The following is a 17,777-nucleotide window of genomic DNA, read 5'->3' on the forward strand; positions in this document are numbered from 1 at the left end:
TACCTCATAGTTTTTTTGATATTATTATATCTAAAATTTAAATCTTTTGCACTAATTAGTTTTCAGACACACCCTAAGATAAAAGAAGGATATTCAGAAGAAATTATAAATATGAATTTAATGGATAATTTTATACAAGCTATAGAGAGTAAAAAAAATGATGAGATTTATATTATAGAGTATGAAAGAAATGAGAATGGGGAGATTGTTACATCTTTAAAAAAATTAAATTACGACGGAAGTGAAATTAAAGTTTTAGAATATGATGTTTCAAATCAAAAGGAATTCAAAGAAGGTGAAACTATAACATATAAAAAAATAACTAAAACTGGAGATAATTTTGGAGCAAGAATAGTTGGAACAACAAGCGAAGTTCAACCAATAATGGAGGGAGACGTATTATTTCAATATGTTGAAAGTAATAAGGTTGAATATGAATAAAAACTAAATATAAAGGGGTAATGGTCAAGAATATTAAGGAAGCTTTTAAATTTAAGAGATTTCTTTTTAATATATGTAAAGATTCAAGGGGGGATAGTCTTTTATGAATAACAAATTGAAAAAAAATTTATCAAAAGTTATGACAGTTGCACTGTTAGCATCATTGACAGTAGGTTCAATTCCAAGTATGGCAAAGGCAGAAGAAGTTGAAAAACTTCTAAATATGCCATTAACAGTGGAGAGTAAAGAACAAATAATTAACAACTTTAAAAATGATTTAGTAAAGTCAGATACTATACTTAAAGATAATCAAAATCAGGAAGAAGTTGTTAGAGTAATTGTTGAAGTCAATGGAAAGTCAGCACAAGAAATGATTCCTAAGGGATTAAGACCAACAGAAAAAGAATCTAGTCAGGTAGAAGCAGCTCAAAAACCTGTTAGAGATGAAGTTGCAACTATAGAAGGCGTAGAAGTAAGACATAGTTATACTAATGTATTTAATGGTTTTAGCGCTGAGGTAAAAAGAAAAGATATAAAACAAATAGAAGAAGTAAATGGAGTAAGAAAAGTTACAGAAGCACAAAAATATACTGAAGATATGAATAGTGCAAAGAAGCTTACTCAAATAGAAGATGTATGGAAAAAATATAGTTTAAAAGGTGAAGGTATGGTTGTAGCTATACTGGATACTGGAATAGATTATAAACATAAGGATTTCAAAAATCCAGAAGATAATAGTAAATTGAAGTTAAAGAAAGATGAAGTTGAAAAAGTTAAGGAAAGTGGAGTTTTAAAGGCTGATAAGAATGCTAATACTTATTTTACTGAAAAAATTCCTTTTGGATATAACTATGCTGATAGAAATGAACAAATAGTAGATTTAAGGGATTCAAAAGGCCCTCATGGTGCTCACGTTGCTGGGATAGTTGGTGCTGATGGAGATGATAAATTAATTGATACTAATGAATCAGTAAAAGGGGTTGCACCAGAAGTTCAATTGTTAGCTATGAAAATATTTTCTAATGGACCACTTGGAAAATATACTTATTCAGATGACCAATTAGCAGCTATAGATGATTCGGTTACATTAGGTGCAGATGTTATAAATATGAGTTTAGGTTCTCCAGCAGGATATAGAGAGGATTCAGACCCGGTTCAAGATGCAATTACAAGAGCCACAAACTCAGGTGTAATGGTTGTAGTTTCAGCAGGGAATAGTTCTGCATCAACAGATCCTTATGGACTTGGTATGTTAAATGACCAAATAACTGTAGGAGCTCCTGCATTAGCTAAGGATGCATTAATGGTTGCAAGTTATGAAAATACTACTGTTGCAGAAAAAGTTATTGTATTTAAAGATGGTAAGGGAAAAGTTGTAACTGAAGGAAGTTTTAAAGATCATCAAGTTGATTATAAAGATATGCTAAATAAAAATTATAAAATAGTTGATTGTGGATTTGGAAAAGCAGAAGAATGTAAGGATGTTAAAGGAAATATTGCTCTTATAAAAAGAGGGGGACTTACATTTATTGAAAAAATAATTAATGCTCAAAATAATGGTGCAGTTGGTGTAGTTATATATAATAAAGACGGTGATGAATCACTTATAAGCATGGCTACAGATCCAAATATTAAAATACCAGCTATATGTGTAGGAAATACTACTGGTAAGAATTTATTAAATGCTATGAAAAAAGATACGGTTCTATTTAATGGAGATTTGAAAAATGCTACAAGTGAAAATAGTAATAGCTCAGATTTTTCAGATTTTACTTCTTGGGGTCCATCTCCTAGTTTAGAATTTAAACCTCAAGTAGCAGCACCAGGTGGACAAATTTTCTCAACTTTAAATGAAGGTGAACATGGGGTTATGAGTGGAACATCTATGGCAGCTCCACATGCAGCAGGTTCAATGGCTTTATTAATGGAAGCTATTAAAGAATATGCACCAGAACTTAAAGGGAGAGAACTAATAGATTATGCTAAAAATATAATGATGAATACTTCAAGTGTTAAAATAGATAAGTTTGCTAAAAATGTTCCTTATTCTCCAAGAAGACAAGGTGCAGGACTTGTTCAAGTTGAAGATGCTATAAGAAATAGAGTTACTGTAACAAATAATGGGGAAGCATCTGTTGCACTTAAAGAAATAAGAGGAGATAAAGCTACATTTACTTTAGATTTAACAAACTATGGTAGTGAAGATATAGAATATAAAGTTGAAGAGTTAGGTGGAGTTTTAACTCAAGATGAAAATACTGAATATGGTGAAATGATAAGAGATAAGGCTTTAAATAAAAAAGATGCTAGTCTAGAATTTAGCAGTGATAAAATTAAAGTTCCAGCTAAGGGAAATGCTAAAGTAGATGTAACATTAAAGATAGGCAGTGGATTATCAGAAGATAGATATTTAGAAGGATTTATTAAATTTACACCTAAGAATGAAAAAGTGCCAGCATTGGCAATACCATATTTAGGATACTATGGTGATTGGGGTAAGGAAAGTATAACAACTAATAATGCATGGGATGAAGATAAGCATATATTAGTTGAAACATTAAAAGCAACTGGGGAATATCCAGGTGTATTAATTGAAAATTTAGCTGTTACTAAAGTTAATGCAGAAGATTCTATAATGGGTATTGTAGGTAAAAATGAAGATAAAAGTAATAAATATGATAGCTCTAAAATAGCTATAAGTCCTAATGAGGATTCTGTAAATGACATAATTTATCCAGCATTATATTTAATGAGAAATGCCAAAGCAGTATCAGTAGAAATAGTAGATGCAAATGGAAAATTAGTCAGAAATTTAGGTAATACAGAAAATTATAGAAAGAAAATAATTTCGGAAAATGATGGAAAAGCTCCAGCAGTAGCTGATGAGTTAGCTTGGGATGGTAAAGTATTTGATAAATCTAAGGGTAGTTATGTAAATGTTTCAGATGGAAGTTACACTTATAAAGTTAAATTAAAAGTAGATTATGAGAGTGCACAGGAGCAAGTAGTAGAAATGCCAGTTAAAGTTGATACAGTTGGACCAAATGTTGAGGTCGTAAAATATGAAAATTTAGAAGATGGTTCTATAAAACTTTACTTTAAAGCTAATGATGAGTTATCTGGAGTAAATGAGAAAGGTCAATTCCCTGTAGTTATAAATGGGGCATTAAATGTTGAAGCTACTAATGCAGAAACAACTTATGATAGCAAGACAGGACTTTATAGCAAAACTATAACTGGACTACAAGCTAACACTTTAAATCAAATAGAAATAGGTGCATTTGATTATGCAAATAACTTAGGTGGAGTTTCAACTGTTATACCAGTAGGAAAAATACCACCAGCATCAATAACATTTGATGATAAAGTATTTAGTCAAGGTCAAATTACTGTAAATCAAAATGAATATACTATAAATGGTAAAATAAATAGACCAATAAAAGACTTAATTATAAATGGAGAAAAAATTAATTTAGCTATAAATAATGATGGAACAGTTAATTTCTCTAAGTCATTACAGTTAAGCGAAGGAATAAATGTAGTAAACATTAAAGCTGTAGATTATAATGGCAAGGTTTTACAAGATCATGCATATAAAATTAGCTGTGATACTATTAAACCAGTAATAGAAATAGAAAGTCCAGAAGTAGTAGATAATAAGATAACTGCAACTAGCGATGTGGTTACATTAAAAGGAAGGGTTTATGATAATCTATGGGGTTATAAGTTCTATGTAAATGGTGAACTTATTAAAGTATCAGATTATCCAACACCTGTTGGACCAGAAGTAAACGGATATGACTTCTCAGTAGATGTGAAAGATGTTAAAAATGGAGACTTTATATTACTAAAAGCTGTAGATAGTAATGGAAATGAAACAGAATTAAAATTACAAGTAGTTAGATAACAAAAAAGAGCCCTTCGGGGCTTTTTTTAGTGGAAAGAGTTAAAAAAATTGGCAATGGACAATTGGGTTAAAAATTGACAATGGACAAAGGACAATTGACAATGTTGGTTGAAACTGGACTACCAGTTTCTTTAGAATTTAAGGGAGTAAATTCTAAATTTAAGAAATTAAATTAAATTAAATTAAGTTACATTCAAAGTTCACAGCCATAACAAGTAAGGACAGGTTCACTTAGGTTGTAGCACCATAAAAAACTTTAGTACTCAATAAAATAGGCTGGATAAAATAAATTACCGAGCAAAGAACCAGTACTTGAGCTGCAAAGCAGCGTATCTATCAGGTACTGGTTCTTTACTTATCTTATTATGGGAATACAGCAATTGTGGAATCTACAGTTTAAACGAAGAAAATAGCCCAAAATGAACCTGTCCCACTTGTGATGGAGTATAAATTTAGAAAAATTGCTTATTCAGGTGTTCGGGACTGGCTTCGATTTATTAGTAGAAAAATATAAAACTAGAAGAGTATCAAGTGTTAACGAAGAAAGTAGACCTTACCATGCCTGTCCCATTTGTAATGGAGCCAACACTAGGGGCAATTGCTTGTTTGAAAATTTCACTAAAACCCAAATAGGGGTACTGGTTCTTCACTTATTTTGTTATGGGAATACAGTAATTATGGAATCTACAATTTAAACGAAGAAAATAGATACAAATCTAAGTTAATGTTTTTAATTTTATATCAAAATATTAACTAAACAAATAAAGTAATGTAAAAAATAATGGTATTATAGTAAAATATAATTATGCGTAAAAAAACAGTTACCTACAATTGATAAAGTAGGAATTTAAATATATACAAATTAGCATTACTATAGTAAAGGAGAAAAAACAATGATAGTTTTAAGTTGTAATAAAATTCATAAGAGTTTTGGAATAGATGTTATTTTAAAAGATATTACTTTTAGTATTAATGAAGGAGAAAAGATAGGTCTTATAGGGGCCAACGGAGCAGGTAAGTCTACATTATTTAAAATACTAACTTCACAGATGGAATATGATAGTGGAGAACTTTTTATAGATAAAAGTAAAAAAGTAGGGTATTTATCTCAGAATCTATCGCTAGAGTCAGATAATACCATATATGGTGAATTACTATTAGTCTTTGAAGAACTTTTAAATATGGAAAGAAAGATGAAGACATTAGAAGAAAAAATGAATGAACCATATGACGAGGCTAAAGCTGATTATCATAATAAGTTAATAAAGGATTATACAACTTTAACAGAGTTATATCAGCATAGAGGTGGATATACTTACAAAGGTGAAATAAGCAGAGTTTTAAAAGGACTAGGATTTTTTGAAGGAGATTTTGAAAAGTCAATAAACATATTAAGCGGTGGTCAAAAGACTAGAGTAGCTCTTTGTAAGCTTTTACTTAGAAAGCCAGAAATATTACTTTTAGATGAGCCAACAAACCATTTAGATTTAGATGCTATAGAATGGTTAGAAGAATATTTAAAAAGCTACAAGGGTAGCATTGTTATAATTTCCCACGATAGATTTTTCTTAGATGCAGTTACTAATAAAACTATAGAAATATCACATGGTATGGCTGAAATATATAATGGAAATTATACAGCATTTATAGATTTGAAAAAGAAAAATTATGAAGTGGCACTAAAAGCATTTAGTTTGCAACAGGCAGAGATTAAAAGACAAGAAGAAATAATTCAAAAATATAAGTCTTTTAACCGTGAAAAAAGTATTAAAGCAGCAGAGAGTCGACAAAAAGCATTAGATAAAATTGAAAGAATAGAAGCACCACATAAAGATCAAAAGGCATCTAGAATTAATTTTGAAACTAAAATAAAAAGTGGAAATGATGTTTTATATGTTGAAGAATTAAGCAAAAGTTATGGGGAAAAAGTATTATTTACAGACGTTAATATGGATATAAAAAGAGAAAATAAAATTGCACTTATAGGTGAAAATGGTAGAGGGAAAACTACATTATTTAAAATAATAATGGACGAAATACAACCCAATAGTGGAACTAAGGTATTAGGTAAAAATGTAAACATAGGTTATTACGATCAGGAACAATCTAATTTAGAGTTAAATAAAACAATAATAGATGAGGTTTGGGATGATTTCCCTGAATTAACCACAACCGAAATAAGAACATATCTTGCAGCATTTTTATTCAGAGGTGACGATGTATTTAAAAAGATTGAAAAGTTAAGTGGAGGAGAAAAATGTAGAATAAACCTTCTAAAACTTATGCTATCGCAAAATAACTTTTTACTTCTAGATGAGCCTACAAATCATTTAGATATAGTTTCAAGAGAAGCTTTAGAAGATGCTATATTATCTTATGATGGAACAGTACTTGTGATATCTCACGATAGATATTTTTTAAATAAAGTAGTAGATAAAATCTTTGAACTTAATGAAGATGGAATAAAAGAGTATTTAGGAAATTATTCCTATTATATAGAGAAGAAAAATAATCCATTAAGATTTGAACAAGAAGAACAAGGTAGTGGAATTACGAAAACTCAAATGAAATTAGATAAAAAGAAAAAAAGAGAAGAAGAGAAAAAACAAAGAGAAGTTCAAAAGTATTTAAAAAATCTTGAGGAAAAAATAGCAACAACAGAAAGTGAAATAGAAAAGCTTCAAGAATTACTTTGCAAAGAAGAAGTATATTCTAATCCAGAAAAAAGTGTAGAGGTAAATGAATTATTAGGGCAAAAGGAAGAATTATTATCTAACTTATATGAAGAATGGGAAGAGAATTTATAATAATTAAGAATTTATGAAGAAACTGGATTAGTCCAGTTTCTTTTAAATTTAAATTAATCTAAATCAGTTATGTAAAAATGCAGTTAAAGTGATAAAGTATATAGTAAATAGGTAATATAATAACTATTTGCTATACTTATAGTAATACTAAAAGTTTTTTTATATGTTAAAACCAATAATTTTTATGTTTCTTTTAATTTGTACAAAAATTTGCATCTTAATTATTTAATTAAGATATAATGACTAATTTAAATTAATGTATAAATAAATGGAAAATAGGTATAGTTAAGGTATATTTCTATTTAGAAACATATATTTATAGTATGTGTTTCGTTTATTTTAAAATTAAAATTTGATGCATTGGGATTAGTTTAATAAATAACAAAAAAATTAAGATTTATATATAAATGTTTAAATTTATTGAAAAAACAAGGTGAATATTGAGAAAATAAAGAAAAGAATGAAACAATTTTGAAAATATATATAAACAAATTTCAAGTAATATGGTAAAATATAAACGATATTTTATTAATTATGGTCTTACTATATAAATTTTTAGATTTAAATTATACATATTATTAAATATGGATACAATAATTTTGAAATGAAACTTACAATTATAAAATAAAAAATATTATTTTACATAATATATGAATAAAGTAATACTATAATTCTGTAAAATTGTAAAATAAACTTTAATCGAGCAATAATTAAATTGAAATATTTGTGAAACAACTCTAATTTGAACTTATTGATATAGGGAAACAAGCTCAAATTTAAATTTATTCAACAATCTTAAAATATTTTTACACAAGATGTAGTGTTGAATTATAAGTGATTCGGAGCATGTCTCACTATTTGGGGTATCCAAGTTTTGGAATGGATAATTTTAAGAGTCAACTTGGAACCCTATATAGGGAAACAAGCTCGAATTTAAATTTATTCAATAACTTTAAAATATTTTCATACAAAATGTAGTGTTGAATTCTAAGTGATTCAGAGCATGTCTCACTATTTTAGATATCCAAATTTTGGAATGGGTAATTTTAAAAGTCAACTTGGAATCCTATAAAATATAGAAAAATTTTAGTTTATATATATTTTTAAATTTTAGACATTATTGAGTATGTACTCACTTTGAAAGGTGTCCAAAATTTTTAATGAATAATTTAAAAAGTTATATTGGAGTCCTATAACCAGGCTTCTAAACTTTAAAATGTATAAGTTAAGATATTATTTTGAGACCTATATTAGATTTAATTATTATAGATACAATTTAAAAGTAAAAAGGAAAGAATCTTTGTGATTAGGTACAAAGATTTGAAATAATCATAGACGATTATTTTATTAAATTTACCTTTTAAAAATATATTTTTGGAGGTGTTTTTTTTGGATAGAAAGAAAAATATATCAATGGCAGTTATAAAGAGAATTCCTAAATATTATAGATATTTAAAAGAACTTGCAGAAAATGATGTGGATAGAATATCATCTAATGAATTAAGTGAAAAAATAGGGTTTACAGCATCGCAAATAAGACAAGATTTAAATTGTTTTGGTGATTTTGGTCAACAAGGATATGGCTATAATGTAAAGGAATTATTAGCACAAATATCTTCAATTTTAGGATTAGATAAAGAATATAACACAATAATTATAGGTGCAGGTAATATAGGGCAAGCTATAGCAAATTATACTTATTTTCAAAGAATGTCCTTTGATTTAAAGGCAATATTTGATATAAATCCTAAATTAATTGGTTTAAGAATAAGAGATGTATCTATAGAAGATATAGATAATTTAGAAAGCTTTATTAAAAATAATGAAGTGGATATTGCAATAATTTGTGTTCCAAAAGAAAGAGCGCAAGGAGTTTGCGATATTATAACATCATCAGGAATTAAAGCTATATGGAATTTTGCACCAGTAGATTTAAAAGTGCCAAATGATGTAATAGTAGAAAATGTTCATTTAAGCGAAAGTTTAATGACTTTAAGTTATTTACTAAATGAAAGTAAAATAACTGAATAATTTTTGTGAAAAGGTCATCAAAATTAAAAACTGAAATTAAGATGATCTTTTTCACTTTTTGTAGAAAAAAAGAGATTTAAGGTTAAAAAATAAAAGTAAATATTTTGTTAATAAATACACAAAATGTTTAAAAAATGAAAGTATTTTAATACATAATAAAAAAAATAAATCATACATTATTTAATGAGATGTAATGAAAATCAGGTTTTATAAAACTTTTCCGTACTAATCTTAATTAAAGAATATGCTGATAAAGTGTGTAGAGCCTTTACATTGTTAAAGAAAAACACAAATTGTTTTAATTTTTAAAACAAATAAAATTACTAAAATTAATAATTAATTAAAATAATTCAGAAAAAATCATCAACTTATGTTGCAAATATATACCAGTGAGGATATAATAGTAATTGAAGTTGATGGACTTCAATTATTATTTTTAGTAAAAATTGTGAATTATATAACAATTTGTGGGAAAATATTCATGGGGGACAGCATTATGGAATTTAAAAATATTATCCTTGAAAAGGATGGAAACATAGGTATTGTAAAATTTAATAGACCTAAGGCATTAAATGCTTTAAATTCAGAAACTTTAAAAGAGTTGGACAATGTTATTGATTTAATTGAAAAAGACAATGAGATTTATGCTGTTATTTTAACTGGAGAGGGTAAAGCTTTTATTGCAGGAGCCGATATTTCAGAAATGGAAGGGTTAAATGCATTAGAAGGAAGAGCCTTTGGAATACTTGGAAACAGAGTTTTCAGAAGATTAGAAACTTTGGACAAACCTGTTATTGCTGCTATTAACGGTTTTGCTCTAGGTGGAGGTTGCGAACTTTCTATGGCTTGCGATATTAGAATCGCATCAGTAAAAGCTAAGTTTGGACAACCAGAAGTTGGCCTTGGAATAACACCAGGTTTTGGTGGAACTCAACGATTAGCTAGACTTGTGGGAGAGTGCAAAGCTAAAGAGTTGATATTCACAGCTAACATAATAAAAGCAGAAGAAGCATTTAATATAGGACTTATTAATAAGGTTGTAGAACCAGAAGTTTTAATGGAAGAAGCTATGAATATGGCAAAACAAATATGTAGCAATGCACCAGTAGCAGTTAAACTTTGTAAAGAAGCAATAAACAAAGGTATGCAAATGGACATTGATAGTGCATTAAATTATGAATCAGAAGCTTTTGGTATGTGTTTTAGTACTTATGACCAAAAAGAAGGTATGAAAGCGTTTTTAGAGAAAAGGGATAAAAACTTTAAAAATATGTAATCCTTTAACTTATTTTAATACGTAATTGTAATGGAAAATCAAGTTTGAAGTTTAAAAAAATAAAAAAATTAGCCTTTTAAAAATTAAATAGGAGGAATGGGGAATATGAATTTTTCATTAACTAAGGAACAAGAATTTGTAAGACAAATGGTAAGGGAGTTTGCAGAAACAGATGTAAAACCTATTGCCGCTGAAATAGATATAACAGAAGAATTTCCAATGGAAAATGTAAAGAAAATGGCAAGATACAATATGATGGGTATTCCATTTTCAACTGAATTTGGAGGAGCAGGTGGAAACAACGTTTCTTATGCTATGGCTGTTGAGGAATTATCAAGAGTTTGTGGTACAACAGGCGTTATCTTATCAGCACATACTTCATTATGTGCATCTCCAATAGATATGTTCGGAACTCAAGAACAAAAAGTAAAATATTTAACACCACTTGCAAAAGGTGAAAAAATAGGAGCATTTGGTTTAACTGAACCTAACGCAGGAACAGATGCATCAGGACAACAAACAACTGCTGTTCTAGATGGAGATAACTATATATTAAATGGTTCTAAAATATTCATAACTAACGGTGGAGTTGCAGATACATTTATAGTATTCGCTATGACAGATAAATCTAAAGGAACAAGAGGAATTTCAGCATTTATAGTTGAAAAAGAATTCAAAGGATTTTCAATAGGAAAAGTTGAAGAAAAATTAGGTATAAGAGCTTCTTCAACAACAGAATTAGTATTTGAAGATTGTATAGTTCCAAAAGAAAACTTACTTGGAAAAGAAGGACAAGGTTTCAAAATCGCAATGAAAACATTGGATGGAGGAAGAATTGGTATAGCTGCTCAAGCTTTAGGAATTGCACAAGGTGCTTTAGACGAAGCTGTAGCTTACATGAAAGAAAGAAAACAATTCGGAAGATCATTATCTAAATTCCAAGGTCTTCAATGGATGGTAGCAGATATGGATGTTCAAGTAGAAGCTGCTAGACAATTAGTTTATAAAGCTGCTTATAACAAAGATAATAAGCTACCATATACAGTAGAAGCTGCAAGAGCTAAATTATTTGCTGCTAATACAGCTATGGATGTTACAACTAAAGCTGTTCAAATCTTTGGTGGATACGGATATACTAAAGACTATCCTGTAGAAAGAATGATGAGAGATGCTAAAATAACTGAAATTTATGAAGGTACTTCTCAAGTTCAAAAAATGGTTATTGCAGGAAGTCTTTTAAAATAGGGGGTAATTAACGATGAAAATAGTTGTTTGTATAAAACAAGTTCCAGATACAACTGAAGTTAGAATAGATCCAAAAACAGGAACTCTAATAAGAGATGGTGTTCCTTCAATAATAAATCCAGATGATAAAAGTGCATTAGAAGAAGCATTAAGATTAAAAGATTCACATGGTGCTCATGTAACTGTTGTTACAATGGGACCTCCACAAGCTCAAAAAGCTTTAGAAGAAGCTTTAGCAATGGGAGCTGATGAAGCAATATTAGTAACAGACAGAGCTTTCGCTGGTGCTGATACTTTAGCTACATCACATGCATTAGCTGGAGTAATCAAAAAATTAGAATATGATGTAATATTTGCTGGAAGACAAGCAATCGATGGAGATACTGCACAAGTTGGACCTGAAATTGCAGAACATTTAGATTTACCACAAATAACATATGTTGAAGAAGTTGACGTTTTAGAAGAGGGATTAAAAGTTAGAAGAGCTTGGGAAGATGGATATGAATACATCAAAGTTAAAACACCAGTTCTATTAACAGCAATAGAAACTTTAAATGAACCAAGATATATGAATATAAGAAATATATTCGAATTAGGAAATAAAGAAATAAAAGTATGGACTGCTAAAGATATAGATGTAGATGTAGCCCTTCTAGGATTAAAAGGTTCACCTACAAAGGTTAAAAAATCTTGGGCTAAAGAAGCTAAAGGAGAAGGTGAAATATTTACAGTTTCACCAAAAGAAGCAGCTTCAATTGCAATAGGTAAACTAAAAGAGAAACACTTAATTTAGTAGGAAAAATAGGAGGGGTAAAACCATGAATATAGCAGATTACAAAGGTGTTTGGGTATTTGCAGAACAAAGAGACGGAGAATTACAAAAAGTTTCATTAGAACTTTTAGGAAAAGGTAGAGAAATAGCTGACAAATTAGGAGTTGAACTTACAGCTTTATTAATAGGACATAATGTTGAAGGTATGGCTAAAGAATTAACTGCTTATGGAGCAGATAAAGTTTTATTAGCTGATAAAGAAGAACTTGCACATTATACTACTGATGGATATGCAAAAGTTATAACTGATTTAGCTAATAGTCATAAACCAGAAGTAATATTCATAGGAGCAACATTTATAGGTAGAGACTTAGGTCCAAGAGTTGCTGCTAGATTATCAACAGGATTAACTGCTGACTGTACAGCACTTGATATAGATCCTGAAAACAAAAACTTATTAATGACTAGACCTGCATTTGGTGGTAACTTAATGGCTACTATCATGTGTGGAGACAATAGACCACAAATGTCTACTGTTAGACCTGGAGTTTTCGAAAAACTTGAAAAAGATACAAACAAAGAAGTTAAAATAGAAAAAGCTGTTTTTGAATTAGAAAAATCTGATATCAGAACTCAAGTTTTAGAAGTTAAGAAAATATTAAAAGAAGTAGCTGACATAATCGAAGCTGATATATTAGTATCTGGTGGTAGAGGAGTAGGCTGCAAAGAAAACTTTGATATATTAAAAGAACTTGCTGATGAAATTGGCGGAACTTTATCAGGATCAAGAGCAGCTGTTGATAATGGCTGGATAGATAAAGCACTACAAGTTGGACAAACTGGTAAAACAGTAAGACCTCAAATATATATAGCTTGTGGTATATCTGGAGCTATCCAACATTTAGCTGGAATGCAAGATAGTAACTATATAATAGCAATCAATAAAGATGCTGATGCACCAATAATGCAAGTTGCAGATGTTGGATTAGTTGGAGACTATCAAAAAATTGTTCCAGAATTAGTTCAACAATTAAAAGCTATGAAATAATAAGTGGTTAATATAACACTTTTATAATAACCAAATAAGATGTGAATTTAGGAATTATTCCTAAATTCCATCTTTAAAAATTAAGCATATGAAAAATAATTAAATGGATTTAAATAAAGACTCACTTTAAAATCTAAAAAACACATAAAATTTTTATAAATTAGTTAAAAAATAAAGAATAAACATTAGGTTAAATATACAATTCTTATAAAGAGTTGTAATAATAGGCTCAAAAGATTATATAAATAGTAATGAACATGGTAGTTAATAATAGATAATTAATAAGTTAATAATATAAAAATTATTTAAAAAGTATCAAAAATTTTATTTTTGATTATCGATTATTAATTATCATTAAGTTTTATCTATGATAGTTAAAAATAATACAAACTTAAAAAAAATAAGGTTTAAGTTAGTTGTTTTGTATATCGGGCACTTATAAGCTATTGGATTTTTAAGTGGGTCATATATTTAAACAGCTTCAACTAAAAATTGGGGGGTTTTGTTATGAAAAAAATATGTATAATCGGTGCCGGAACTATGGGAGCTGGAATAGCTCAAGTACTTGCTACAAAAGGTTATGAAGTTACAATGCTTGTAAGAAATATGGATAAATTCCAAAATGTAAATTTAGCAGGTATAAATAAAACTTTAACTAAATTAGTGACTAAAGGTAAAATTACAGAAGACGTAAAAGGTGAAATTTTAGGAAGAATCAACGGAACATTAGATATGAATGATGTTAAAGATGTTGATTTAATTATTGAAGCAATAGCTGAAAATATGGAAACAAAAAGACATTATTTCAGTAAACTAGATGAAATCTGTAAACCAGAAACAATATTTGCTACAAATACTTCTTCACTTTCAATAACAGAAGTAGCTAGCTGTACAAACAGACCTGATAGAGTTATAGGAATGCACTTCTTTAACCCAGCAGCTATAATGAAATTAGTTGAAATCATAAGAGGTATGGCAACTTCAGATGAAACATTTAGCGCAGTTAAAGAATTAACACAAAATATAGGAAAAGACCCTGTAGAAGTAAAAGAAGGTCCAGGATTTGTAGTAAATAGAATATTAATCCCAATGATAAATGAAGCAGTTGGAATATTAGATCAAGGTATAGCAACTGTAGAAGATATAGACAAAGCAATGATGCTTGGAGCAAACCATCCAATGGGACCTTTAGCATTAGGTGACTTAATAGGACTTGATATATGTCTTGCAATAATGGAAGTTATGTATAAAGAAACTGGAGACTCTAAATACAGAGCAAACAGTTTATTAAGAAAATATGTTAGAGCTGGATACCTTGGAAGAAAAACTAAAAAAGGTTTCTATGATTATCACAAATAAAATTGATATAAATATAAAGAGCTTGAGAACACCTCAAGTTCTTTTTTTGTGTAAAAATGTTCATTGTAAATATGGTTTAGGGCAATTAATTAGGAATTGACAATGGACAAAGGATAATTAGAAAAATTAAGGATTGAGAACATTATATAATTGACAATTGACGTTTGACAATGTTGGTTGAAACTGGGGTTAGATAGTTAAGAGTTAAGAGTTAAAAGTTAAAAGTTAAGGAGGAAACTGGATTTTAGTCTAGTTTATTTCAATTTAATAGAGTAAAATTTGAGTTTGAGAGATAAAACTAAGAAAAGCTAAAATTCAGTTTTGCAGCCGTAACAAATGGGACAGGCGCGAATGGTGTATACCCATAAAATAGATAGTAGCTATTTAAATTTAGTTACAATAAGTAAGAGAAGTTAGCCAGTCCCTTAAATAGTTAAGAGGTTTGAAAAATTGACAAAGGACAAAGGACAATTGACAATGTTAGTTGAAACTGGAATACCAGTTTCTTTTTAATTAAAAGAGAGTAAAATTTGAGTTTGGGAGATAAAATAAACTAGAGCTAGATTCAGGGTGTAGCACCGTAACAAGAAGGACAGGTTCAGTTGGTTGTAGCACCATAAAAAACTTTAGTACTCAATAAAAAGGTTATATAAAATAAATTACTAAGCAAAGAACCAGTACTTGAGCTGCAAAGCAGCGTATCAGTTAAGTACTGTTTTTTTGCTTATTTTATTATGGGGATAAAATAAAAAAATTAAGGATTAAGAATTATGAATTAAGAATTCAGGATGAAAGTGGCAACCACTTTCTTTTTAATCTATAAATATAATTTGCTTTGCAAATTTATATAAAACTACGTTGAGAATTATTAGGAGCATAGCGAATAGTAATAACTACAACTGTTCACTGTTAACTATTCATTTTTAACTAAAAAAGTCCCATTTGCAATGGAGGTAGAATTTGCAGGAAGTGATTACTTAGTTGAAATAGAGGATTTTAGAATATTAAGAATTAGAAATCATCGTTAAAAGAATGACTTTCAAATGTTGTTCTTATTAAAAAAATATTCATATTTTAAAAATGGTAATTGTTTTATAAATATGAACAACTGCAAGGAAAAAATCTAAAAAAATCTAAAATGCAATAAAAATTCCAATATAAGCAATTAAATGGAAAATAAATACTTAAATAAAAATATAAATTAAATAAAATATTACGAAAATATTGAAAATATCTTTTAAATATTGTACAATAAAAATATAAATTTCGTTAAAATAATATCAAATAATATTAATATGGGTACAATTGAGGAGGATTTTTTGATGAACAGATTTACTTTACCAAGAGATATATATTATGGTGAAAATTCACTAGAGGTTTTAAAAACTTTAGAAGGAAAAAAAGCTATAGTTGTTACTGGCGGAAGTTCTATGAGAAAAAATGGATTCTTAGATAAAATTATAAATTTATTAGAAGAAGCTAAAATCGAAGTTAAACTTTTTGAAGGCGTTGAACCAGACCCATCAATAGAAACAGTTATGAAAGGTGCAGAAATGATGAGAGAATTTGCACCAGAATGGATAGTTGCAGTTGGTGGTGGATCACCTATAGATGCTGCTAAAGCTATGTGGGTATTTTATGAACACCCAGAATTAACTTTTGATGATATAAAAGATCCATTTACAATCCCAGCATTGAGAAAGAAAGCTAAATTTGTTGCTATACCATCTACTAGCGGAACAGCTACAGAGGTAACAGCATTTTCAGTTATAACTGACTACAAAAAGAAAATAAAATACCCATTAGCAGATTTCAATATAACACCAGATATTGCTATATTAGACACTGAGCTTACTATGACAATGCCTAAAAAATTAGTAGCTCATACAGGAATGGATGCATTAACTCATGCTATAGAAGCATATGTTGCAACTAATAAATCTCATTTCTCTGATCCGTTAGCAATGGAAGCTATAATAATGATAGAAGATAACATATTAAAATCTTATGAGGGAGTAAAAGAATCAAGAGATGAAATGCATAATGCTCAATGTTTAGCAGGTATGGCATTTTCAAATGCATTACTTGGAATAACTCACTCTATGGCACATAAAACAGGTGCTGTATTCCATATACCACATGGATGTGCTAATGCTATATTCTTACCATATGTAATCCAATTTAATAAAAAAGCATGTGGAGAAAGATATGCTAGAATAGCTAGAACTTTAGGTCTTGCTGGTGGTAATGAAGAAGAATTAATAAACTCTTTAATTGATTGTATAAGACAATTAAATAAAGCAATGGAAATTCCACTAACATTAAAAGAATATGGAGTGGAAAAAGAAGAGTTTGATAAATATATAGACTTTATTTCAGAAAATGCAGTAGTTGATGCTTGTACAGCATCTAACCCAAGAGAAATATCTGTAGATGAAATGAAAAAGGTATTTGAATGTACATTTGATGGAGTAGACGTTGAATTTTAATTAAAAAATATAAAATCACTGATAAATTATCAGTGATTTTTATTATATTTCTATACATGAATTAAATAAGGGAAAAGTCTCTATTTAAAGGTGTACATCAAATTTTTATAAATTTTTAATTTTTAACTAAAGTAAGTTGTTAACTAGCAGTAAAATTCAACTTGGAACTTTAAAAGATTTAAAAATTAGGAATTATGGCTGAAACTGAATAGTCAAATTTCAGTGTTATAGTAAAAATATAATATATGTATGAAGTAAATTTTAATTTTAAACTGTATTTTTTTACAAGTGATTTAGAAGAAAGTTTAATAAGATTTAATATTACATACTATAATAGTGCGTTTTTACTTGAATAATTTTACAGTTGAATAAAAAAACAGATTCTTAAGCTATTTTTAATGA

At 28.6% G+C, this 17,777-nt stretch carries 10 protein-coding genes; all 10 read left to right on the forward strand.

The features are described from left to right. The coding region (locus AZI32_RS15715; RefSeq protein WP_206406647.1) for a hypothetical protein at positions 1-441 on the forward strand (441 nt) is incomplete at its 5' end. Between the two features lie 103 nt (positions 442-544). Next, positions 545-4,348 (forward strand): S8 family serine peptidase, encoded by a 3,804-nt coding sequence (locus AZI32_RS15720; RefSeq protein WP_061996728.1) that lies wholly within the window; start codon positions 545-547, stop codon positions 4,346-4,348. A gap of 893 nt (positions 4,349-5,241) precedes the next feature. After that, entirely contained in the window at positions 5,242-7,155 is a 1,914-nt protein-coding gene (gene abc-f, locus AZI32_RS15725; protein WP_061996730.1) for a ribosomal protection-like ABC-F family protein, read from the forward strand. Positions 7,156-8,544: 1,389 nt separating this feature from the next. Further along, on the forward strand, positions 8,545-9,186 hold the full coding sequence (locus AZI32_RS15730) for a redox-sensing transcriptional repressor Rex (protein ID WP_061996731.1): 642 nt from the start codon (positions 8,545-8,547) through the stop codon (positions 9,184-9,186). Between the two features lie 496 nt (positions 9,187-9,682). Then, positions 9,683-10,462: a short-chain-enoyl-CoA hydratase gene (locus AZI32_RS15735; RefSeq protein WP_061996733.1), complete on the forward strand. Its 780-nt coding sequence runs from the start codon at positions 9,683-9,685 to the stop codon at positions 10,460-10,462. 105 nt (positions 10,463-10,567) lie between these two features. Then, on the forward strand, positions 10,568-11,707 hold the full coding sequence (locus tag AZI32_RS15740; protein WP_061996735.1) for an acyl-CoA dehydrogenase: 1,140 nt from the start codon (positions 10,568-10,570) through the stop codon (positions 11,705-11,707). A 13-nt stretch (positions 11,708-11,720) separates the two neighbouring features. Continuing rightward, positions 11,721-12,500, forward strand: coding sequence for an electron transfer flavoprotein subunit beta/FixA family protein (locus AZI32_RS15745; protein WP_061996737.1), 780 nt, complete (start codon positions 11,721-11,723; stop codon positions 12,498-12,500). 25 nt (positions 12,501-12,525) lie between these two features. Then, positions 12,526-13,527 carry an electron transfer flavoprotein subunit alpha/FixB family protein gene (locus AZI32_RS15750; protein ID WP_061996739.1) on the forward strand — a complete coding sequence of 334 codons (1,002 nt, stop codon included), beginning with the start codon at positions 12,526-12,528 and terminating at the stop codon, positions 13,525-13,527. 507 nt (positions 13,528-14,034) lie between these two features. Beyond that, entirely contained in the window at positions 14,035-14,886 is an 852-nt protein-coding gene (locus tag AZI32_RS15755; RefSeq protein WP_061996741.1) for a 3-hydroxybutyryl-CoA dehydrogenase, read from the forward strand. Between the two features lie 1,322 nt (positions 14,887-16,208). Further along, positions 16,209-17,375, forward strand: a complete 1,167-nt coding sequence (locus AZI32_RS15760) for an iron-containing alcohol dehydrogenase (protein ID WP_061996743.1) — start codon at positions 16,209-16,211, stop codon at positions 17,373-17,375. Positions 17,376-17,777 lie beyond the last annotated feature (402 nt).

Origin of the sequence: Clostridium sp. ATCC 25772, from assembly GCF_001573875.1 — a bacterium.
Classification (GTDB): Bacteria; Bacillota; Clostridia; order Clostridiales; family Clostridiaceae; genus Clostridium_J; species Clostridium_J senegalense.

Bases quoted from the DNA above. Each gene is read 5' to 3' on its own strand.
- AZI32_RS15750 (WP_061996739.1), top strand. From the start codon at position 12,526: ATGAATATAGCAGATTACAAAGGTGTTTGGGTATTTGCAGAACAAAGA.
- AZI32_RS15720 (WP_061996728.1), top strand. From the start codon at position 545: ATGAATAACAAATTGAAAAAAAATTTATCAAAAGTTATGACAGTTGCA.
- AZI32_RS15735 (WP_061996733.1), top strand. From the start codon at position 9,683: ATGGAATTTAAAAATATTATCCTTGAAAAGGATGGAAACATAGGTATT.
- AZI32_RS15760 (WP_061996743.1), top strand. From the start codon at position 16,209: ATGAACAGATTTACTTTACCAAGAGATATATATTATGGTGAAAATTCA.
- AZI32_RS15755 (WP_061996741.1), top strand. From the start codon at position 14,035: ATGAAAAAAATATGTATAATCGGTGCCGGAACTATGGGAGCTGGAATA.
- AZI32_RS15745 (WP_061996737.1), top strand. From the start codon at position 11,721: ATGAAAATAGTTGTTTGTATAAAACAAGTTCCAGATACAACTGAAGTT.
- AZI32_RS15740 (WP_061996735.1), top strand. From the start codon at position 10,568: ATGAATTTTTCATTAACTAAGGAACAAGAATTTGTAAGACAAATGGTA.
- abc-f (WP_061996730.1), top strand. From the start codon at position 5,242: ATGATAGTTTTAAGTTGTAATAAAATTCATAAGAGTTTTGGAATAGAT.